This is a genomic window from Emticicia sp. 17c (assembly GCF_037153985.1).
Classification (GTDB): Bacteria; Bacteroidota; Bacteroidia; order Cytophagales; family Spirosomataceae; genus Emticicia.
Genome location: NZ_JBBAYI010000002.1, coordinates 741000 through 761116, shown reverse-complemented (window position 1 = coordinate 761116; position 20117 = coordinate 741000). Strand labels below are relative to the sequence as shown.

General features: G+C 40.1%; 20 protein-coding genes. 9 read left to right on the top strand and 11 right to left on the bottom strand.

Going from position 1 to position 20117, the window contains the following annotated elements:
* Nucleotides 1-15: 15 nt before the first annotated feature.
* Nucleotides 16-324 carry a YtxH domain-containing protein gene (locus WAA15_RS07635; protein ID WP_337042121.1) on the bottom strand — a complete coding sequence of 103 codons (309 nt, stop codon included), beginning with the start codon at nucleotides 322-324 and terminating at the stop codon, nucleotides 16-18.
* Between the two features lie 224 nt (nucleotides 325-548).
* On the opposite strand from WAA15_RS07635, the gene WAA15_RS07630 reads away from it, so the two are divergent.
* Complete coding sequence (locus WAA15_RS07630; protein ID WP_337042120.1) at nucleotides 549-902, top strand: response regulator; 354 nt, start codon at nucleotides 549-551, stop codon at nucleotides 900-902.
* Nucleotides 903-1039: 137 nt separating this feature from the next.
* Nucleotides 1040-1288, top strand: a complete 249-nt coding sequence (locus WAA15_RS07625; protein ID WP_337042119.1) for a GlsB/YeaQ/YmgE family stress response membrane protein — start codon at nucleotides 1040-1042, stop codon at nucleotides 1286-1288.
* 740 nt (nucleotides 1289-2028) lie between these two features.
* Here WAA15_RS07625 and WAA15_RS07620 read toward each other — a convergent pair.
* The 6 genes from WAA15_RS07620 to WAA15_RS07595 all read right to left on the bottom strand — a co-directional run bounded on the left by WAA15_RS07620 (nucleotide 2029) and on the right by WAA15_RS07595 (nucleotide 8010).
* The gene (locus tag WAA15_RS07620) at nucleotides 2029-2484 is read right to left on the bottom strand and encodes a hypothetical protein (protein ID WP_337042118.1); all 456 of its coding nucleotides are present in this window, start codon (nucleotides 2482-2484) and stop codon (nucleotides 2029-2031) included.
* A 73-nt stretch (nucleotides 2485-2557) separates the two neighbouring features.
* Nucleotides 2558-3214: a porin family protein gene (locus tag WAA15_RS07615; protein WP_337042117.1), complete on the bottom strand. Its 657-nt coding sequence runs from the start codon at nucleotides 3212-3214 to the stop codon at nucleotides 2558-2560.
* A gap of 157 nt (nucleotides 3215-3371) precedes the next feature.
* Nucleotides 3372-4544, bottom strand: coding sequence for an AI-2E family transporter (locus tag WAA15_RS07610; protein WP_337042116.1), 1173 nt, complete (start codon nucleotides 4542-4544; stop codon nucleotides 3372-3374).
* Nucleotides 4545-4676: 132 nt separating this feature from the next.
* A complete protein-coding gene (locus WAA15_RS07605; RefSeq protein ID WP_337042115.1) occupies nucleotides 4677-5396 on the bottom strand; it encodes an OmpA family protein in 720 nt (239 codons plus the stop codon).
* Nucleotides 5397-5571: 175 nt separating this feature from the next.
* Nucleotides 5572-7623 (bottom strand): M56 family metallopeptidase, encoded by a 2052-nt coding sequence (locus WAA15_RS07600; protein ID WP_337042114.1) that lies wholly within the window; start codon nucleotides 7621-7623, stop codon nucleotides 5572-5574.
* Nucleotides 7624-7650: 27 nt separating this feature from the next.
* Nucleotides 7651-8010 carry a BlaI/MecI/CopY family transcriptional regulator gene (locus tag WAA15_RS07595; protein WP_337042113.1) on the bottom strand — a complete coding sequence of 120 codons (360 nt, stop codon included), beginning with the start codon at nucleotides 8008-8010 and terminating at the stop codon, nucleotides 7651-7653.
* A 232-nt stretch (nucleotides 8011-8242) separates the two neighbouring features.
* Here WAA15_RS07595 and WAA15_RS07590 point away from each other — a divergent pair, with 232 nt between their 5' ends.
* Nucleotides 8243-8767 carry a GNAT family N-acetyltransferase gene (locus tag WAA15_RS07590; protein WP_337042112.1) on the top strand — a complete coding sequence of 175 codons (525 nt, stop codon included), beginning with the start codon at nucleotides 8243-8245 and terminating at the stop codon, nucleotides 8765-8767.
* A 42-nt stretch (nucleotides 8768-8809) separates the two neighbouring features.
* On the opposite strand, the gene WAA15_RS07585 is transcribed toward WAA15_RS07590, so the two are convergent.
* Nucleotides 8810-9292 carry a DUF456 domain-containing protein gene (locus tag WAA15_RS07585; protein WP_337042111.1) on the bottom strand — a complete coding sequence of 161 codons (483 nt, stop codon included), beginning with the start codon at nucleotides 9290-9292 and terminating at the stop codon, nucleotides 8810-8812.
* 96 nt (nucleotides 9293-9388) lie between these two features.
* Here WAA15_RS07585 and WAA15_RS07580 point away from each other — a divergent pair, with 96 nt between their 5' ends.
* Nucleotides 9389-10192 carry a class I SAM-dependent methyltransferase gene (locus WAA15_RS07580; protein ID WP_337042110.1) on the top strand — a complete coding sequence of 268 codons (804 nt, stop codon included), beginning with the start codon at nucleotides 9389-9391 and terminating at the stop codon, nucleotides 10190-10192.
* On the opposite strand, the gene WAA15_RS07575 is transcribed toward WAA15_RS07580, so the two are convergent.
* Nucleotides 10182-11309 carry an aspartate aminotransferase family protein gene (locus WAA15_RS07575; protein ID WP_337042109.1) on the bottom strand — a complete coding sequence of 376 codons (1128 nt, stop codon included), beginning with the start codon at nucleotides 11307-11309 and terminating at the stop codon, nucleotides 10182-10184. The two genes, WAA15_RS07580 and WAA15_RS07575, sit on opposite strands and share 11 nt — an antisense overlap.
* 434 nt (nucleotides 11310-11743) lie before the next feature.
* Between WAA15_RS07575 and WAA15_RS07570 the strand changes: the two genes are divergently transcribed.
* The 5 genes from WAA15_RS07570 to WAA15_RS07550 all read left to right on the top strand — a co-directional run bounded on the left by WAA15_RS07570 (nucleotide 11744) and on the right by WAA15_RS07550 (nucleotide 17222).
* Nucleotides 11744-12067 (top strand): hypothetical protein, encoded by a 324-nt coding sequence (locus WAA15_RS07570; protein ID WP_337042108.1) that lies wholly within the window; start codon nucleotides 11744-11746, stop codon nucleotides 12065-12067.
* A 405-nt stretch (nucleotides 12068-12472) separates the two neighbouring features.
* Nucleotides 12473-13969 (top strand): phytoene desaturase family protein, encoded by a 1497-nt coding sequence (locus tag WAA15_RS07565; protein WP_337042107.1) that lies wholly within the window; start codon nucleotides 12473-12475, stop codon nucleotides 13967-13969.
* 37 nt (nucleotides 13970-14006) lie between these two features.
* Nucleotides 14007-14843 carry a phytoene/squalene synthase family protein gene (locus WAA15_RS07560; RefSeq protein WP_337042106.1) on the top strand — a complete coding sequence of 279 codons (837 nt, stop codon included), beginning with the start codon at nucleotides 14007-14009 and terminating at the stop codon, nucleotides 14841-14843.
* 185 nt (nucleotides 14844-15028) lie between these two features.
* Entirely contained in the window at nucleotides 15029-16153 is a 1125-nt protein-coding gene (gene dnaN / locus WAA15_RS07555) for a DNA polymerase III subunit beta (protein WP_337042105.1), read from the top strand.
* Nucleotides 16154-16229: 76 nt separating this feature from the next.
* Nucleotides 16230-17222: a bile acid:sodium symporter family protein gene (locus tag WAA15_RS07550; RefSeq protein ID WP_337042104.1), complete on the top strand. Its 993-nt coding sequence runs from the start codon at nucleotides 16230-16232 to the stop codon at nucleotides 17220-17222.
* A gap of 77 nt (nucleotides 17223-17299) precedes the next feature.
* Here WAA15_RS07550 and WAA15_RS07545 read toward each other — a convergent pair whose 3' ends face one another.
* Together WAA15_RS07545 and WAA15_RS07540 are read right to left on the bottom strand one after the other, a co-directional pair.
* Nucleotides 17300-18058 (bottom strand): succinate dehydrogenase/fumarate reductase iron-sulfur subunit, encoded by a 759-nt coding sequence (locus WAA15_RS07545; protein ID WP_337042170.1) that lies wholly within the window; start codon nucleotides 18056-18058, stop codon nucleotides 17300-17302.
* 56 nt (nucleotides 18059-18114) lie between these two features.
* On the bottom strand, nucleotides 18115-20097 hold the full coding sequence (locus WAA15_RS07540; RefSeq protein WP_337042103.1) for a fumarate reductase/succinate dehydrogenase flavoprotein subunit: 1983 nt from the start codon (nucleotides 20095-20097) through the stop codon (nucleotides 18115-18117).
* Nucleotides 20098-20117 lie beyond the last annotated feature (20 nt).

Sequence of the window (20117 nt, the reverse complement as noted above, 5' to 3'; positions counted from 1 at the left end):
AATATGCGTTAGGATTTATCCTACTTGAAATTTTTTTTTGGCAGTGTTATACTGTTCTTCTGCGTCGTCTGCCAGTTCTTCAGCTTTTTGCTGTGCTTTGCCTTTCAGTTCGTAAGCTTTGTTACGTATATCGTCTTTAGCCTCTTGATATTGGTTCTTTCCACGGCGGATAGCGTTCAGTAGCTCGTCAGCTAATTCGTTAGCTGTTCTTTTTACTTTTGAGCGAATTTCATGTCCTTTATCTGGAGCAAACAACATTCCGATAACTGCTCCAGCCGCTGCTGCTGTAACAACTCCTAACAGGATTTTCGAAGTACTTTTCATAATAGTCTGATGTTTAAAAAGTTTTCAATTATGCCTATTAAACTAAAAATCCTGTTCCAACTTGTGTATGAGGGTTTTTCTTTGGCTATAAAGGGCTTAATTGTAGAACTTTTTGCCCATACTGTGGGAATCGTGGTACGGCGCGTAATATGTGTGGGTAAAATATGCTGGCACGGTTTTTTAATATATATTGTATATTATTATGAAGATTATATTGTGCAAAGATGAAAAGCTCAGAAAACGGATTATCTGCCCTAATAGTAGATGACGAAATTGATACCTGCTTATTGATTAAAATGTATTTGAGAAAAAAAGGAATAGAATCTTTTCATGCTCATACATTGCAAGATGGTTTTGAGAAAGCAAGTACCTTAGCACCGCAGTGGATATTTCTAGATAATAACTTACCAGATGGTTTGGGTATTGAAAAATTGCCGGAATTTAAAAAATTACTACCTGAAGCCAAGATAGTAATGATAACTGCTGTTGGAAAACTAAAAGAAAAGGCTTTGGAAATCGGGGCTTATAACTTTATTGAGAAACCACTCTCATACGCCTCGATAGATAGTTCACTTTAAGGATTTGATGTAAAACTTTAGCTTACTAAATACACACAAATACTAAAAACACACAAACTTTTTATTCTCCTGATAAGGAGAGTTATATCTAATCAAATCTTTTATAAATTTATTTTAAACCCTTTAACAATAATAGTATGGAAGGATTATTGTATGCAATCGTTATTGGCGGTATAGCTGGCTGGCTGGCTGGCGAAATCAAACGAGGCTTTGGTTTTGGCTTATTTGGTAATATCGTCGTTGGTATAGTCGGCGCCGTTGTCGGTAACTGGCTATTCGGAGTATTAGGCGTTTCTATTGGTACAGGCACTATTGCCTATATTATCAGAGCCATTATAGGGGCCTTAGTAGTGCTATTTATAGTAGGGCTCATAAAGCGGGCCTAGCTTATTAAAAATAAATACAAAAGCGGCAGAGGTTAAATTCTAACTTCTGCCGCTTTTGCTTTGTAATAATATGTGTTTATAGGCTTTTAAAATTTGTATAACTATTAGGTACGTATAGCAATCATGTTTTATAGTTTTCAGGGCAGAGCATGGTTTAATGTTTTGGCAGAGCTGTTGCTGGTCAATATAAATAATACCTTAACCAATACTTTTTTTGTTGTGGGTTATTAGTAAAAGCTATCAGGCAGCTCGTAAATACTGCCATACATTTTAAGGTAAGTTCGGGGCTAATGTTACATAATTATTTATATGTAAAAGATTGAGCTTGCTTAATTGCATCGGCGGCTTGGCCTTGCCAAGTAATTTTCACGATTATCTACGGAGTAGTACGGTTTCATAATATTTCACTAATCTTGAGTATTATGTTATTATAACCTTGAATGCTAGGTTTTGATTACCTCAGAACTACGAATTAAATTTCTTCCAGATAGTAAAGCACGCGCTCGTAGAAGCATTTCTTATGAATATTCCAGTCTTTTCGACTAATTTACCAAACATAACATATTTCCGTTTTGGTTGTTGTTACTTACCACACCTAACCAACCGCGGCAGACGTACTCATTTTTTAGAGGTATTAGTAAGTAAAGTAATAGGGCAGCACCAAGCCATAAAAAGCAAAAAAGCAGCAGATAAAATCCGCTGCTTTTCCAACCATTGCTACTAATCTAAACCACCTATTATTATTCAATATCTTTCTGAATATCATCAATTTTCTGGTTAAGTTTTTTCTTGAAATCTTTCCAGTCTTGTTTGATGTCGCTTCTGATTTCCTTTATTGAATCATCAATATCGTTCATTTCAGCTTTCAGTTTATCTCTTCTTTCTTGCCAACGTTCTTTTTCTTTAGCAGTAGCAGTTTTTATTTTGTCTTCCGCTTCATCAATCTCTTTTTTCAGTTCTTTGCGTTGTTCTTCCAGCTTGGCCGTCATTTCATCTTTTTCTTTCTTCACCTCGTCGGCTGTTTGTTCAACACCATCTTTAATGTCGCTTGCGGCTTTGTCGGCTGCGTTTTCAACTTTATCCTGAGCATTTTGCGCAGCGTCGGCCGCATCTCTTTTTTCTTCTCTGGAACAAGCACTAAAGCTTAAAGTTCCGATTGCTATTAAAGCATAAGCTAGTATGACTTTCTTTTTCATTGTTAAAAACAGTTTATTTATAAAAGGTTGTTTATATTTAGTCAGCTATGTTGTTGCCCATAAAGGGCTAGGTTTAAAAATGAAACCCGATTGTTGCCTGAAACAAATTGCCTTTGCTGGCAAACTTACTGGCTGTTGAGGCATCTTTGTATTTAACATCAATGATATCGTTTACATTACCTTCGTAGCGAACGTCGAAGTTGATTTTACCAATATCGAACCCAACACCTGCTTGGTAACCAAATACCGCTTTGTTAAATATCTGTTCGGCACTTTCGCCATTAGTTTCTTTGATAGCATCTCCTAGGTTACCGTCGTTACCTATATTAAATGTAGCAATAGGCCCTGCATTGATACGTAATACATCTCCGATTTTAACACCAACCAGCAACGGAAAATCAAGGTTCGTCATTCTGAAATCAACGGTTTTTGTGTTGTTGCCGTTATTGCTAATCAAATCGTATTTTCCGCCTTTCTGAGAAATCAGGATTTCAGGTTGTAAGAACACTGTTCGGCCGAATCTCAAAAATACACCACCTGTAAACCCGAATGCACGGTTGTCGTTGTTTCTGAAATTAAATACGGTATTACCCGACGTAATTGATAAATCGTTCCCTCTCACTTGTGATAAATTCGCCCCTAATCTTAAACCGGCTGTGAAGCTTTTGGTTTGGGCAAAGGTGGATGCACTAATAAGAGAAATAAAAGCCAGAGCGATTATTTTTTTCATGTTGTGTTTCTGTTTTTAAAGTTCTTAAATATGCTTATATAACAGAAATTTATATGCCAAACGGGTAAATATTTGATTTATGCCTATTAATATCAGATTTTGCCTGATTTTTGGGGAGCCTTTTCCACAGTTTGAGCAAGATTACCTCCCTGTGCATTTATTCTTTTTTCTTGGGTTGTTTCTTCTTTCTGAAAAACGAAGTGGTTTCGTTTACAGCGTTTACAATTTCTTTTTCAATTTTGTTGGCTCGTGTGCGTTTCTTTTCCATCATTTCCTGTTCGCTTACAGGCTCTCCCATCAAAAAACCATAAGGCTGTAAATTAGGTACGGAGTCGAAAATAACTTTTATAATGGCAATAATAGGCAAGCAAAGAGCCATGCCGGCAATACCCCATAAAACAGCCCCCATCAACAAACCCAGAATTGCCACCAGCGGATTGATGCTGACTTTTGAACCCACAATGTTAGGGGTAATAAAATTGCCCTCGAGCATCTGAATGGCAAAGAAAGAAGCCGCCACACCAACAGCATACATGGGCGAGTCTTTAGTAACTAATGCAATAATGATAGGCAACAACGAGCCAATAAGAATACCGATATAAGGAATAATTAACAGAATAGCCGCCAGAAAACCGAAGAAAATGGCGTACTCGATACCAAGTAAAAGCAAACTGATAGTATTGAGTGTACCTACAATAAGGGTTACAATCATTACCCCTGATAAATAACTATGAATAACCTCATATATTTTGCTTAACACTTCGTCGACTTGCTCTTTGGTTGCGCTTTTAAATACTTTATAGAAGAAATCCTTGAAAAAATCTCGATACAGCAACAGAAAAAACATATAAACGGGCATAATTGATAAATTGCCCAGCATATTAGACGTAGTAGTGAGGGCCGTACCAACCATTGCTCCACCATTGCTAATCAGTTGGTCGGTGTAGTTGTTAACCTGATTCATCTGAACTTCTGTTGATAAATTAAATGTTTCAGCAGTCCATTTTAAAATGTTATTGTATGCTTGGTCAAGTTTGTTAACAAGCTGTGGAATCATTTCGGAGAACCCCGCAATTTGTGTCGATGCCAGATACACGAGCATTCCGATGGCCAGAATAAACAGCACAAGTGTAACCGTAATGGCAACTACACGCCCTATACCTTTTTTCTCGAACCAGGCGCACAACGGAAATAACAGTATCGATAATATAATTGAAATAATAAACGGAACCAGTACGGCTTGTAGAATGCTGAGCCAGTAAATAATAATCGTAATCGATATTAAGGCTAATGGCAGTTTTAAGTTAAATGGCAAACGTTGTGGAAGCATAAGTGTAGAATTTAAAATATAAGATATACATTAACTTAAGTAAAAACTTATTCCAGCCAAAGATACATAATACATAAAACAAATAAGGCTGCAAATATTTTGCAGCCTTACAATACTTATAATGAATGCCTGTTATTTGTTCTGTGCTACTTCGCTTGAACCATTTTTGGCATCTTTCTTCAATTGGTCGTTAGCTACGATGGCCAGCTCAACCCGACGGTTCTGTTCGCGTCCGCTTTCGGTGGTATTCTCTGCCAGAGGCGAAGATTCTCCGTAGCCAATAACCGACATTCTGGAGCGTTTAACGCCGTAATCGTTTAAGAAACTGGCTACTGAATTTGCTCTTTTCTCCGACAGCTTCATATTATAACTATCAGTACCTACGTTGTCGGTATGCCCTGCTACCAGAATATTGGTATCTTCATAAGTTTTAAGCGTTTCGGCAAATTTCGCCAGATTATCTTTCGATTGTTGTGTGAGGCCGTAAGAGTCAAACCCAAACAATACACCCGATTTCATGGTAACTTTAATACCTTCTCCTACACGTTCTACTTCTGCCACCCCTTCGAGGTCTTTTTTCATTTTTGCTGCTTGTTTATCCATATAGCGGCCAATAAATACGCCCGCCGTACCACCCACAGCCGAGCCTATAATAGCATATACTGCCGGATTCTTGCTTTTGCTGCCAATGGCTGCACCCGCGGCTGCACCAGCACCTACGCCAATAATAGCCCCTTTTTGCTCATTGGTTAATTTCTTGAACGAATTACATGAAGTAGTAGCACTTAATAAAATAGCTCCACAAACCGATAACGTTAAGTATCTATTGATAGATGATTTAATGATTTTCATGACTGTTGAAAATTTGGTGATTAAACAATTTTCAACAGTAGATTAAATAAATATGCCAATTTTAACGCCAACTTGCTGTAATTTGCTTATTGTCAGGTATTTGTGGTTTTTTGAGTGCTTGTGTCTAAAACAGTAATTATTATGTTTTGCGTAGATGTGGGAAATATTTTCTACATTATTTTTTTGTTCGGAGGTCAATCTCTCCATAAAAACCATTTTTTTGGTCTGTGCTTTTCCACGAACTGCTGCCTTCAAAAAAGCCATCGAAACCCATAATATCGGCTTCTGTAACGCTTTTGCCATCAATTTTATAAGAGATTTTTCCGCCTATGGGTACATCGAACGAAACACGCTGGTTATTTCTAAAACCACCAATAACAATCCTCTCAAACTCTTCGTTGTTTTCGTCGAGCAATCGCACTCTTATGATTTTATCATTTTTATAAATCTGATAGGCATTTAATTCTCGACGGATGTTATCAAGGGCTAGCTGATGTTCTTTTTCTGACTTAAACAGAAAATCATCTGTAGTTCTGATTTCTAATACGCCGTCTCGTGCTTTTTCGCCATATTTATCAATGGCTTGTTGTTCGTTAGGCTTAGCCAGATAGCTCCAGCCGAAAGCTCGCGGATTAATTCTATGTAAGATTTCGGGGTGGTATTCGCGTCCGTTGATAATTACCAGCGGCTCTTTCCCCAAAAAATTGCTAGGGAGATAGGTGCGCAGGCTATCGGTATTAAAAGTTGTTCTCTGAGGGTTAATGCCAAAATTGTTATATCGCCACAAACTATTTTTTGGGGTGGTAGATATCCTTGCCATCGGGGGCATCATAATACCTGCCTCTTTAGTAGTTAGTATGTTTATTTTTTGCAGTTCTTTAAAATGAGCAGTAAAACCTGTTGAGGGGCTGCTGATATGTTCTTTAAAACTAACACCAGTAAGTTTGTCACCTTCATAAATAAAGTTAAAGTCTATGCCTTTTTGTAATTCTTTTTCTTTCTGAAAAATCGTAATATCTGCTTCCTTTAACATAAAACGCTCTGCTAGCGGAAATAAATAGGTAGCTGGCGTTTGAGGGTTAGAGATTGTGATGCTATAAGGACCTGCGCCGCCTTTCATTTTGAAGTCGGTTGGAAGAGCAATTTCAGGGGTGTATAGCAAAAGGGGGTTGCTCATGAGCGCAACAGGTTTTTGGCTGGAATCCTGTTTTGAGCTAATAGCTTCGGCCGAAGCTATGGGTGTTACCATAGCCGAGTCAATTTTTTGTGGAATCGTAGCCAGCGTTTTTGTCAGGTTACGTTTTAAATCCAGAATCAGTTTTTCTTTGCGCTGGGCAAAAGCAAAAAGGCCAATACCCACCAATGGCAGCATTAAAAAATAAAATAGCTTTTTCATAGTCACGGTACGTTTTTTAAAAATAAATTGGATACGTTTCGATAAAGGATGCAAACTGAACTGATTACTCAAATCGGTTGTAGTGTTAATACCCAGCTTTAATAGTAGGTGTGCATAATCTTTACTGTCGAAATACCGAACCATGTTAGCGTCTGCCTCAAATTCATGTATCTCTGTCAACGATTTTTTGTATAAATATACCACAGGGTTAAACCACAAAACTACCTTGCAGATTTCGGTGAGTAGCACATCAATCGAATGAAAATGCCTGATATGTACACATTCATGGGCAATTATCTGCGCTTCTTCTGTGGCTGTTAAACCATTTGTGTTCAGGAAAATATATTTCAGAAAAGAGGCATTTGTCCAGTTACCCTCTACCCGAACAATCCATAAGCCATTTACTTTTTCAGCCTTCTTGCTCAGGTGTATTAACTTAGCTATTTTCAGCAAAAACCTCAAAAGCAAAAAGGTGGCAATGCTGGTATATACCCAAATCAGGTAAATCCGCCAGTCTGTTTTTGCTTCTTTGGGTTTTATTACTTCATTACTGGCTAGGGGTAAATAGCTTGAGGATTCTGTATAGGCTTGTGCTGGAGTTTCGGGTATAACAAAACCAGTAGGTGCTATGCTCAGAGGGGCTTCTGCCGCCTGAACCACCCGTGTGGTTTCAAACGAAACGAGCGGAATTACAAAACTCAGGCAAAGCGTAAAAAGCAAGTAGAAACGATTCAGGGTATGAAAAGTGAACTGCCTGAACGCAAAGAAGTAAAGCCCGTAGAAAATAGCGAGGCAAGCCGAGGCTTTCAGGAGGTAATAAAGAAAAAGCATAATTGTTCGGGTTGAATAAAGGCCTTCTTACTGGTTATCTATAAACTTCTTGAGTTTGTCAAGCTCGCTTACGCTCAGTTTTTCTTCTTTTGCCATAAACGACAACAGGCTTTCGGCAGAATTATTAAAGTAATTGGCAAAAACCTTTTTGAAAGAAAATTGCCCGTATTCTTCCTTACTAATCAGCGGAAAATATTCGTAGGTTTTGCCATAAGCCTTAAAGCCCAGATAGGCTTTTTTTTCGAGAATACGCACTACCGACGAAACCGTGTTGTAGGGCGGTTTAGGGTCATCGTCTATTTTATCAATAATGTCTTTAACAAAGCATCGGCCTAAATCCCAGATTATGTGCATGATGCGCTCTTCGGTTTTGGTTAGTTCTTCCATGTATCAAATGTATAACGTATTTTTCAGTTATGCAACTGATTTTTCAGTTATTGTAAAAATAAATTATTTATATACATTTACAGTCTAATTTATTGCCTCTGAAATTTAATAATTCACTCCTCGATAGTCGACTGCCTGATATTGTGTGATTCTACCACCACAGGCATTTAATTCAAGGCAGGTTTTCACCTGTCAGGTTTCTTTGTTATACCTAAAAATCGACTATCAATCAATGTTTTATATCGAATCTGAGCGTTTAAAGCTCATCCCGCTTAACTTAGTTCAGTTACGCATCTATCACCAGCCACCAATATTGGCGCAGGAACTTGGGCTTTCGGGCATTCGTATCGAAAATGAGCCTTTCTTTCAGCACGAGTTCGACGACGCGCTGGCAAACTATTGGTTGCCAATGGTTGAGAAAAACCCCGACCACTACGAATGGTTTACGAACTGGCTTATTGTACTGAAACAGGAAAATGCCGGAATCGGCGGAATAGGGCTGACAGGTTTGCCAGATGCTAACGGAGAAACAGAAGTGGGTTATGGCATAGGCCTAGACTACCGAAAGAGAGGCTATGCCAGCGAGGCACTACAATGCCTCTGTGCGTGGGCGTTTCAGCACCCTGCACTCATGACTGTTGTAGCACATACACCCGCTGATTTGCTGAGTTCGCAGAAAGTACTGCAAAAAGCAGGGTTTCAGTTTGTGAAGATTGAAAACGAATTAATAAAATGGGCGCGTGAAAAAACCGCATAAAGCACAAAATCAGGAATAGCCCCTGTGGTTATTCCTGATGCCTTAATTAAAATATTGCCAGATACCTTTGCCTGCATACCAAATCATAACCATGCAAAGAACAATTTTCATAACAATGCCTAGCATGAAGCCTATAAACGAGCCAAAAGCTGCCCGCGTAGCCGCTGACGACGTTGAGCCGGCGTACAACTCGCCTAGCAAGGCTCCTGCAAAAGCCCCAATGAAAATTCCGAAAGGGCCAAAGAACATACCAATAATAATACCCAGCGTGCTGCCCCATGTGCCATATTTGGTGCCACCAAATTTTTTAATACCCCATATAGGCACGTAGTAGTCGAGTATAGTAACAAGCAGGGTTATGATACCGAGTGTCCAGAGCAGATTCTCGCTAAACTGGGCAAACTTGGTAAAGTGCAAAGTTAATAAACCTACAAAGCTAAGTGGCGGCCCGGGCAAAGGTAACACTGCCCCAAGCAAACCAATAAAAAGGCAAAGAATAGCAATGATTAAAAGCAGGATGTCCATAAGCGTTGAGGGGATAAATACTAAAGCAAATGTATCAATTTTTAAATCTATCGCTCATTGTCTAGTCAGCAATATTAACCATTTATCAAATAAAACATGAGTCAGCATTCACAAACAAGAGCAGAAATGCCTCAGGGGGCAAGCCAGGTACTTGACCGCCGTAATCTTGAAAACAGTTATTCGTCTCTGATTAGGCTACTCAAAAACGGTATGTCGGTGCTCGATGTTGGCTGTGGCTCAGGTAGCATTACGGCCGACATTGCCGAGCGTGTAGGTACAAGTGGCAAAGTAGTAGGAATTGATTTTAGCGAACACCTGATTGAACTGGCACGTAAAAACCATGCACATCTGAGTAATCTTTCGTTTGAAGTAGCCAATATTAATACCTATACCAGCAACGAAAAATTTGATTTGGTAATAGCTGCCCGTACTTTACAATGGGTAAACAACCCTGAAGAAGTAATCAGGCAAATGGTTGGTTTGCTAAAGCCCGGCGGTACAATTTCGGTGCTTGACTATAACCATACAAAAATTGAATGGCAGCCCGCCCCGCCCCAATCTATGCAAGATTTTTATCAGGCATTTTTAGCATGGCGGAAAGATGCCGGTTATGACAACGAAATAGCCGACCACCTGACAGAAATTTATGAAAGCATTGGGTTAAAGTCAATTACAAATATAGCACAGCATGAAATTAGTGAGGTAGGGCAGGAAAGATTCAAGGGAGATGTTCGTATCTGGAATGTAGTGGCAGAAACCCGTGGGAATCAGGTTGTGAAAGACGGATTTGTTTCGGAAGAATTACGTCTGAAAGCAATCCAAGATTATGATACTTGGATTGCCAACGACGCACAACGAATGAAACTCTATTTGCTAGCCATTGAAGCGGTTAAACCTTAGCCAGCACCTTCTGTAAGGCTTCTAAAAACATATCGGCTTCATGGGTTGTCAGGGCAAGGCTTGGAAGCAGACGAATCGTGTGCTTTCCGGCTACGCCCGTAAATATTTTATGGTCAAAAAGCAATGAATTTCTGATAGGCTCAACGGGTTTTTCAAACTCAATGCCTATCATTAATCCTTTACCACGTAGTTCTTTTATTCCCTCAAAGTTTTTGAGGTTTTCAAAGAAATAGTCGCCTACTGTGGCTGCATTTTGCACCAGTTTTTCTTTCCTGATAACATCAATCACGGCATTAGCTGCCGTACAGGCCAGATGATTCCCGCCAAAGGTTGTGCCTAACATTCCGTGTTTGGCTTCAAATTTGGGCGAAATCAGAATTGACCCGATAGGGAAACCATTGCCCATGCCTTTGGCTGTCGAGATAATGTCGGGTTTTACACCGCTATGCTGAAAACTGAAAAACTTACCCGAACGGCCATAACCGCATTGTACGCTATCATGAATAAAAATAGCTCCGGTTTTGTCACAGGCTTTGCGGATAGCTTTCAGAAACTCGTCAGAAGCTACCTGAATACCACCTACACCCTGAATGCCTTCTACTATTACCGCGCAGGTTTCGTTATCCACTGCTTTTTTTACTGCTTCAACATCGTTAAAGGGCAAAATCTGCACATGGTCATGAAAGTTAATAGGTGCTTTAATTGAGGGGTTGTCCGTAGCAGCTACCGCTGCCGACGTGCGCCCATGAAATCCTTTCGAGAAAGCAATTACTTTCTTGCGCCCGTTATAAAACGAAGCCAGTTTAAGGGCATTTTCGTTAGCTTCGGCACCTGAGTTAACCAGAAACAGGTAATAATCTTTAAAACCAGATATTTTCCCCAGTTTGTCGGCTAGTTCTTCTTGTGAAGGAATTTTTACAGAATTAGAGTAAAAACCAATGTTTTTCAATTGTTGTGTAAGCCTTCGGACATAATAAGGGTGGGTATGACCGATTGAAATAACGGCGTGGCCACCATATAAATCTAAATACTGTTGTCCGTTCTTATCCCAAAGATAAGAACCCAGAGCTTTTACAGGCTCAATGTCGTAAAGGGGATACACATTGAAAAGCGTCATTTTTCTTTAATTTTTGTGATAGAGGCTTCCTTTTAGCCTAATTTGTGAATAAGGCTGCAAAGTTCTCAATTATTATTAAGAAAACTTCAAAAAACTTAAAGATTATGTAACACTAACCAATTGTGGAAAAGGTAAAATACGAATGTGGATAACTTTGTGAATATGTGGATATGTCTGTCAGAGAAGAAAAAAAGCGTCAGTAAAGAGCTTCATATTTCAGGCTAAACCTGAGTCTGCTATTTATAAAAAGAAAAAGCCCTACAAAAAAATGTTCGGGCTTTTTCTCTATAACTAAATGAAATACAAATACATAACGCCTTGTGTGGCTGAATATTGTTGTAAAGAAAAATTATCCGATAATTTTTCATAAAAAGCGTTTTCTTACGTAAGTTTAAAATCCAAACCCTTTATTTAAGCATAAAATTACGGTTTTCATGAGGCAGTCTATTATTTACGAAGTAACCATTCAGTATGTAGGTGCATTAAACGATTTGCGCAAAAGAGAACCTTTTACGGTGTATTTCTCGAACCTGAAAAGGGCTATTGAATGCGTTCAGACGAATCTGGCAATTAATGGGTGGGAACAGAAAAAAGTGAATTATACGGCGGTGTATCGTGCCTTGAAAATCAGAAATAAGTTTGTCTGTGATTTTGATGCCATGAAAACAAAGTTCTTTCAGGTTATTATTGTTCCACGCACACTTAACCCCAAATTAACCACTTTAGGCATAGACGAGCACCCAACCAGTAAACAATAAGCCCCAAAGTTAGTTTATCTAATAGAAGCAACTTTTATCAGGGCAAACATCTATCTGGTTCAGGAAGCCCTTATTTACCTAAACACAATCAATGCTATGACAACCAATTCATGCCTGAGGGTTACACCCGCTTTGTTATCGTTCGCCATTTTCCCAATTCCTTACAGCCATTTATTGTAGCTGCTATAAAGTAGTTACATGCCAATTCTGCGGTATTTTTATTAAAAGGCCTACTGGATAATAGCTTTCAATAGTTTTTTTATTGTTCGGGCTAGTATTTAAGCCAAATGTTTACTAAATAAATAGGAAGTGTAAAAAAATATCATTAATTTGTTTAACTTTTTTTGAACAATATTAAACAGTCATAGTTTATAAATAAAAATAGCAAGTTACTATCAGTATTATATGAAAAAAGCTATTGTAATAGGGGCAGGTTTTGCGGGTTTATCGGCAGCTACAAAGTTGGCCGATGCTGGCTATGAAGTAACCATTCTGGAAAAAAACAGTATGGCTGGCGGCAGAGCAAGGGTCTTTGAAGAAGAAGGCTTCGTGTTCGATATGGGGCCAAGCTGGTACTGGATGCCCGATGTTTTTGAAAGATACTTTGCTGAGTTTGGCAAGCGGGTGTCAGACTATTACGAGCTTGTAAGGCTTAACCCATCCTACAAAGTTATTTTCAGCAATACAGAAGCCATAGAGCTACCCGCCAGTCTGGAAGGTTTGAAATCGCTCTTTGAAAGTATCGAGGCGGGAAGCAGCAAAAAACTAGAGGCTTTTCTGAAAGAATCGAAATATAAATATGAAGTGGGGGTCGGAGAATTTGTCTGGAAACCTAGTTTATCCATAACCGAGTTTTTCGATTACCGTATATTGTCGAAAGCTATCAGTCTGGATTTATTTGCCTCGTTCGGAAAACATATCCGTAAATTCTTTTCAAACCCTAAACTTATTCAGTTAATGGAGTTCCCGATTTTGTTCTTAGGGGCTACTCCACAGAATACCCCCGCGCTATATAGCCTGATGAACTACGCCGAAATAGCACTAGGCACATGGTACCCGATGGGCGGTATGCACGAAATTGTAAAGGCCATGTGTAGTCTGGCAGAAGAGAAAGGGGTAAGCATCCGGCTGAACGAAAACGTCAGACATATATTAGTCGATAATAAAATAGCCCGAAAAGTTATCACAGAGAACAACGAGTACGAAGCCGATATAATTATTGGCGGAGCCGACTACGAACATATAGAGAGCAAACTTCTGGATAAACCATACAGAAATTATAGCGAAAGCTACTGGCAAAGCCGCACAATGGCGCCATCGTCTTTGTTGTTTTATCTGGGTGTTGACCGCAAGGTAGATAACCTGATACACCATAACCTGTTTTTTGACGAAGATTTCAACAAACACGCCGAAGAAATCTATACACACCCTCAATGGCCTTCAAAACCACTATTTTATGTATCGGCTCCTTCAAAAACTGATGCTAGCGTAGCACCCGAAGGGGCCGAAAACCTTTTCATTCTGATTCCTATTGCCCCTGATTTAGAAGATACAGAGGCCGTCAGAGAAAAATATTATAACATAGTGATGGAGCGGCTCGAAAAATACGTGGGGCATACCATCCGTGACCACGTAGTATATAAAAGAAGTTTTGCCGTAAGTGACTTTAAAAATGATTATAACTCTTTCCGTGGAAATGCGTATGGCTTGGCTAATACGCTTTTACAAACTGCCTTTTTAAAACCCGGACTGAAAAACAAAAAAGTTAAAAACCTGTTTTATACAGGCCAGCTTACAGTACCCGGGCCGGGTGTACCTCCTTCGCTTATTTCAGGACTGGTAGTTGCTGGTCAGGTCGTAAAAGAATACGGAAGTATTGAAAAAGAAGTAACAATTGCGTAGATAAAAATTTGCCCCAACCATTTAAAAACTAAAACGCATGTTTCAATTGTTTGAAAAAACTACGTTCGGTTGTAGTAAACTTATTACAGAATATTACAGCACCTCATTTACGCTAGGCATAAAAACCCTCGACCGTAAGTTTCATGACCCTATTTTTGGAATTTATGGTTTCGTAAGATATGCCGACGAAATTGTGGATACTTTTCATGATTTTGATAAAAAAACTTTGCTTGACCGCTACCGCGAAGAAACTTACAGAGCCATAGAGGAGGGTATCAGCCTGAATCCGGTGTTACATTCATTCCAAAAAATAGTAAGACAATACAAGATAGAAAACGAACTGATAGAGGCTTTTCTGGATAGCATGGAAATGGATTTGTATAACATAGCCTACGACCGCAATGGTTACCACAAATACATTTATGGGTCGGCCGAAGTAGTAGGGCTGATGTGCTTGCGGGTATTTTGTGAGGGCGATGAGCAACTCTATGAAAAACTGAAAGCCGATGCCCAAAGTCTGGGAGCAGCTTTTCAGAAGGTAAACTTTCTGCGTGATATTCAAAGCGATTTCTCGGAGAGAGGAAGGGTTTATTTCCCAAACGTCGATTTCAACGATTTTAGCGTTAGCAGCAAGAAACAAATAGAAGACGATATTCAAAAGGACTTTGACAACGCATACAGAGGAATTATGGGGCTGCCAAGCGGAGCCAGAAAAGGCGTTTATTTGGCCTATTGCTATTATCTGAAACTTTTTGAACGAATCAAAAGGCTTTCGGCCAACCGTATCCAACAGGAACGTATACGTGTACCAGACAGAATTAAACTGGCTTTGCTGGCAAAAACACTCGTACAAAGCAGGCTGAATGTAATCTGAATTTAAGCAGCAAACAACAGCTTACGTAACCCTGCGTATGCGTAAGCTATTTGTTGAAATACCACTTGGGTAGTAAGAGATTTTTCACTATTTTTGCTGACTTATTCTGCACTGTTTGGTTTGGCATGGTTTTGGAGGATAAGACTTTGATAATCAGACAATTAATTGAAAAATCGCATATACTCATGAAGTTTGTTGTTTCGTCATCCGCTCTACTTAAACACCTTTCTACCATTAACGGTGTAATTGCCAGCAACCCGATAGTTCCGATTCTTGAAAACTTTTTATTTCAACTCGACAAAGGTAGCTTAACTGTAACAGCTTCAGATATGCAAACAGTCATGATTACCGAATTTGATGTTGAATCTCGCGATACTGGTGCTTTTGCTGTACCTGCCCGTTTATTGCTCGATACCCTTCGTAGCTTGCCTGAACAGCCAATTCAAATCAATGTTGACGAAGAAACTTTCGGAACGGAACTCGTAACAGCTAATGGCCGTTACAAACTGGCCGGCGAAAATCCAACCGATTTTCCGCGTGTGCCACCTGTGAACCGTAACTTTAGTATCGAAATGGATTCGGATACGCTAGGTTCGGCTATTGCCAATACTATATTTGCTACCAGCACCGACGACTTACGCCCAGCCATGACAGGGGTGTTTGTGCAGGCGTCAGACAAAGCCATTACCTTTGTTGCCACTGATGGCCACCGCCTGATTCGTTATCGCCGTGAAGATGTAAAATCGCCTAGTAGTACCTCAATGATTTTACCTCGTAAGGCTTTGAACTTATTGAAATCATCACTTCCGGGCGAGGTTCTGCCAGTAAAAGCAGAGTTTAGTAATTCAAATGCCTTTTTCAGTTTTGGCCATATCAAAATGATTTGCCGATTGATTGATGAGCGTTTCCCTGATTACGAAAACGTTATTCCACAGAATAACCCGAATAAGCTGAAAATCGAACGTACAGAATTATTAAGCTCTCTGAAACGTATTTCGATTTACTCGAATAAAACCACACACCAGATTCGTCTGAAAATTTCAGCTAATGAACTGGTAATTTCAGCCGAAGACTTAGATTACTCAAACGAAGCTACCGAGAAACTTGTGTGCGAGTATGACGGCGAAGAAATGGAAATCGGCTTTAATGCTAAATTCCTGATTGAAATGCTTAATAACCTGAGTGTGAAAACGGTTTCTCTCGAAATGTCTCAGCCGAACCGTGCAGGCTTAATTATTCCTGTCGAAAAAACAGAAAACGAAGATACCCTCATGCTCGTAATGCCTGTAATGCTTAATACATACGCATAAGCGCGCATTTATATACCTTTAAGCCCTATAAATCAAGCCTGATTTATGGGGCTTTTTATTTCATCTTACAATCAATATGTTAAAAAAGATACAAACTTCTTTGAGCCGGATAGGGCTTGACTGGTTTCTGGGGGCTATTATTCTGATGGTACTGGCTGCATATTATTTTCCTGCGCCCGGTCTGATGCAGGAACCTATTTCGCTGGAAGAATTAGCCAATTATGGTGTTTCGGGGATATTCTTCTTCTATGGGCTTAAACTCAGCACCGATAAGCTAAAACAAGGCTTATCGAACTGGAAAATGCACATTGTCATTCAGGCTACAACCTTTGTGCTTTTTCCGTTGCTGGTGCTGCTGATAAAACCCCTTTTTACAAGTGCCGAAGGGGAGACCTTGTGGTTAGGTATTTTTTATTTAGCTGCCTTGCCTTCAACGGTTTCGTCGTCGGTTGTGATGGTTTCTATGGCTAACGGAAATATACCGGCAGCTATTTTTAACGCAAGTATTTCGAGCTTGATAGGCTTGTTTATGACTCCGCTCTGGGTAGGTTTTTTTATGGTAGCCGACACCGAAAGTTTCGATTCCCTCAGCATCATTATCAAGCTATGTGTTCAGGTGCTACTGCCCCTAGTTTTAGGTATGTTGCTAAACAGGCGGCTGGGCTGGTTTGCCGATAAATATAAAAATGCCTTGAAGATTTTCGACCAGTCGGTCATTCTGGTTATTATTTATACATCATTCTGTAAGTCATTCGCCTTAAATCTGTTCAAGGGTTTATCGTTACAGGAACTTGTGCTGTTAATGGTAGGCTTACTGGCTTTGTTTTTTATTGTAATTGCGCTTACAAATGCCATTGGCAAGCTATTGGGTTTTAATAGGGCCGATAACATTACAGTTATGTTTTGTGGGTCGAAGAAATCGTTGGTGCATGGTACAGTAATGTCGAAGGTATTATTTACACAAAATGCCATGGTTGGCATTATACTACTGCCACTCATGATTTACCACGCCTTACAATTAATAGCTGCCAGTATTATGGCACAAAAATTTGCCAGAAAAACCGATTAGCTCTAAGCTATTTCAATAAAAAACAAAAAGCCTGTTATGGAAACATAACAGGCTTTTGTATATATCTGTTTTACAGATTATGCTTCTATTTCTGTTGAAGTAAGGCTTGCACCCAGATACTCGCGGTTAAGGCGGGCAATGTTTTCTAAAGAAATTTCTTTAGGGCATTCGGCTGCACAAGCACCAGTATTGCTACAAGCACCAAAACCTTCTGAGTCCATCTGCGCAACCATCTTAAGGGCTCTTTCTTGGCGTTCTGGCTGTCCTTGAGGCAATAAAGCCAATTGCGATACCTTCGCCGAAACAAACAGCATAGCAGAGGCGTTTTTACAAGCAGCTACACAAGCACCACAACCAATACAAGCAGCTGCGGCAAATGCTTTGTCGGCATCTTCTTTCGGAATCGGCAGAGCATTACCATCTTGTGCATTACCTGTATTTACTGAAATATAACCACCAGAAGCAATAATACGGTCGAAAGCGGTTCTGTCAACAACAAGGTCTTTAATAACCGGAAACGCCGTTGCTCTCCAGGGTTCAACTACAATGGTATCACCATCTTTGAAGCTACGCATGTGTAGCTGGCAGGTAGTAACACCTTCAAGCGGGCCATGGGGGCGGCCATTAATATACATTGAGCACATACCACAGATACCCTCGCGGCAATCGTGGTCGAAAGCGATAGGTTCCTTTCCTTCTGAAACAAGGCGTTCGTTCAGAACGTCAAACATTTCAAGGAAAGACATATCTTCTGAGATACCATTTACCTGATAGGTTTCAAGGTTACCTTTTGTTTTTTTATTTTTTTGTCTCCACACTTTTAGTGTGAGGTTCATATTACCTTCTGACATAATTGTAAATTTTTATAATTACCCCTGCTGGGGCAAAGGGGTTATTTATAACTACGCTGTGCAATTTTGATATTTTCGTAAACCAAAGGTTCTTTGTTTAAGGCCCATTGGCTTTCGTTTTCATATTCCCATGCTGCTACGTACATGTAGTTTTCGTCGTCACGAAGGGCCTCACCTTCTTCGGTTTGGTATTCTTCGCGGAAGTGTCCACCACACGATTCGTTTCTGTTAAGGGCATCAATACACATTAGTTCTCCGAGTTCAATAAAATCGGCAACACGGCCTGCTTTATCTAGTTCAGGGTTAAATTCATCTGCATCACCCATCACGCGTAGGTCAGACCAGAACTCTTTTTTCAAGGCACGAATTTCTTCGATAGCTTCTTTCAGGCCTTGCTCGTTACGGGCCATACCGCATTTATCCCACATGATTTTACCTAAACGTTTGTGGAACGACTCCGGCGATTGCTCACCCTTGATACTCAATAATTTATTGATTCTTTCTCTAACAGCATTTTCGGCTTCAACAAAGGCAGGGTGGTCGGTAGGAATTGCTTTCGTACGGATTTCGCCCGACAAATAAGAACCAATGGTATACGGAATTACAAAGTAGCCATCGGCCAGCCCTTGCATCAAGGCAGAAGCCCCCAGACGGTTGGCTCCGTGGTCAGAGAAATTAGCTTCTCCTAGTGCATACAAGCCCGGTACGGTAGTCATGAGGTTGTAGTCAACCCATAAACCACCCATTGTATAGTGAACCGCCGGATAAATACGCATAGGTACTTCGTATGGGTCTTCACCGGTAATTTGCTTGTACATATCAAAAAGGTTACCGTATTTTTCTTTCACCACAGCCTTACCCATAGCGGTAATTTCTTCTTTCGATGGGTTGTGCATACCCTTTTTATTGGCTTCAATCTTGCCGTAACGTTCAATAGCCGAAGCGTAGTCAAGATAAACAGCCATTTTAGAAGTTCCTACGCCATAACCTGCATCGCAACGTTCTTTAGCGGCACGAGAAGCAATATCACGCGGAACAAGGTTTCCGAATGCCGGATAACGACGTTCCAGATAATAATCTCTTTCTTCTTCAGGTATATCGTTAGCGGCGCGTTTATCATCTTTACTTTTAGGAACCCAAATACGGCCATCGTTACGTAATGACTCAGACATTAGCGTAAGTTTCGACTGGTGGTCGCCCGATACAGGAATACAAGTCGGGTGAATCTGAGTAAAACAAGGGTTTCCGAAGAAAGCACCTTTTTTATGAGCTTTCCAAGCAGCGGTTACGTTACTACCCATCGCGTTAGTCGATAAGTAAAATACGTTACCATACCCACCTGTACATAATAAAACTGCGTGTCCGAAATGGCGTTCAAGTTCGCCGGTTACCAGATTTTTAGCAATAATACCACGAGCCTTGCCGTCAATTACTACTACGTCGAGCATTTCATGGCGCGAGTACATCGTTACAGTACCGATTCCTATCTGGCGTTCCAGTCCTGAATATGCTCCTAAAAGCAACTGTTGGCCTGTTTGTCCGGCGGCATAAAAAGTACGTTGAACCTGAGTACCACCAAACGAGCGGTTCGATAACAACCCACCATACTCACGGGCAAAAGGTACACCTTGCGCCACACATTGGTCAATAATATTACCAGATACTTCAGCCAGACGGTGTACGTTGGCTTCTCTTGCACGGTAATCGCCACCTTTAATAGTATCATAGAACAAGCGATAAACCGAGTCACCGTCGTTCTGATAGTTTTTTGCTGCATTAATACCTCCTTGAGCGGCAATAGAGTGCGCTCTGCGGGGTGAGTCCTGAAAACAAAAAGCCTTAACTTTATAACCAAGCTCAGCTAGCGTAGCTGCTGCCGATGCTCCGGCCAAGCCAGTACCTACCACAATTATTTCTATACTGCGTTTATTGGCGGGGTTCACCAATGGTACAGTAGAACGATACTTTTTCCATTTTTCCGCTAAAGGGCTTTCAGGAATTTTGGCATCTAATTTTTTAGACATATCTATATATCAGTTAGTCT

Excerpts from the sequence above, each read along its gene's own strand:
- WAA15_RS07635 (WP_337042121.1), bottom strand. The coding sequence starts at position 324 with ATGAAAAGTACTTCGAAAATCCTGTTAGGAGTTGTTACAGCAGCAGCG.
- WAA15_RS07630 (WP_337042120.1), top strand. The coding sequence starts at position 549 with ATGAAAAGCTCAGAAAACGGATTATCTGCCCTAATAGTAGATGACGAA.
- WAA15_RS07625 (WP_337042119.1), top strand. The coding sequence starts at position 1,040 with ATGGAAGGATTATTGTATGCAATCGTTATTGGCGGTATAGCTGGCTGG.
- WAA15_RS07620 (WP_337042118.1), bottom strand. The coding sequence starts at position 2,484 with ATGAAAAAGAAAGTCATACTAGCTTATGCTTTAATAGCAATCGGAACT.
- WAA15_RS07615 (WP_337042117.1), bottom strand. The coding sequence starts at position 3,214 with ATGAAAAAAATAATCGCTCTGGCTTTTATTTCTCTTATTAGTGCATCC.
- WAA15_RS07610 (WP_337042116.1), bottom strand. The coding sequence starts at position 4,544 with ATGCTTCCACAACGTTTGCCATTTAACTTAAAACTGCCATTAGCCTTA.
- WAA15_RS07605 (WP_337042115.1), bottom strand. The coding sequence starts at position 5,396 with ATGAAAATCATTAAATCATCTATCAATAGATACTTAACGTTATCGGTT.
- WAA15_RS07600 (WP_337042114.1), bottom strand. The coding sequence starts at position 7,623 with ATGCTTTTTCTTTATTACCTCCTGAAAGCCTCGGCTTGCCTCGCTATT.
- WAA15_RS07595 (WP_337042113.1), bottom strand. The coding sequence starts at position 8,010 with ATGGAAGAACTAACCAAAACCGAAGAGCGCATCATGCACATAATCTGG.
- WAA15_RS07590 (WP_337042112.1), top strand. The coding sequence starts at position 8,243 with ATGTTTTATATCGAATCTGAGCGTTTAAAGCTCATCCCGCTTAACTTA.
- WAA15_RS07585 (WP_337042111.1), bottom strand. The coding sequence starts at position 9,292 with ATGGACATCCTGCTTTTAATCATTGCTATTCTTTGCCTTTTTATTGGT.
- WAA15_RS07580 (WP_337042110.1), top strand. The coding sequence starts at position 9,389 with ATGAGTCAGCATTCACAAACAAGAGCAGAAATGCCTCAGGGGGCAAGC.
- WAA15_RS07575 (WP_337042109.1), bottom strand. The coding sequence starts at position 11,309 with ATGACGCTTTTCAATGTGTATCCCCTTTACGACATTGAGCCTGTAAAA.
- WAA15_RS07570 (WP_337042108.1), top strand. The coding sequence starts at position 11,744 with ATGAGGCAGTCTATTATTTACGAAGTAACCATTCAGTATGTAGGTGCA.
- WAA15_RS07565 (WP_337042107.1), top strand. The coding sequence starts at position 12,473 with ATGAAAAAAGCTATTGTAATAGGGGCAGGTTTTGCGGGTTTATCGGCA.
- WAA15_RS07560 (WP_337042106.1), top strand. The coding sequence starts at position 14,007 with ATGTTTCAATTGTTTGAAAAAACTACGTTCGGTTGTAGTAAACTTATT.
- dnaN (WP_337042105.1), top strand. The coding sequence starts at position 15,029 with ATGAAGTTTGTTGTTTCGTCATCCGCTCTACTTAAACACCTTTCTACC.
- WAA15_RS07550 (WP_337042104.1), top strand. The coding sequence starts at position 16,230 with ATGTTAAAAAAGATACAAACTTCTTTGAGCCGGATAGGGCTTGACTGG.
- WAA15_RS07545 (WP_337042170.1), bottom strand. The coding sequence starts at position 18,058 with ATGAACCTCACACTAAAAGTGTGGAGACAAAAAAATAAAAAAACAAAA.
- WAA15_RS07540 (WP_337042103.1), bottom strand. The coding sequence starts at position 20,097 with ATGTCTAAAAAATTAGATGCCAAAATTCCTGAAAGCCCTTTAGCGGAA.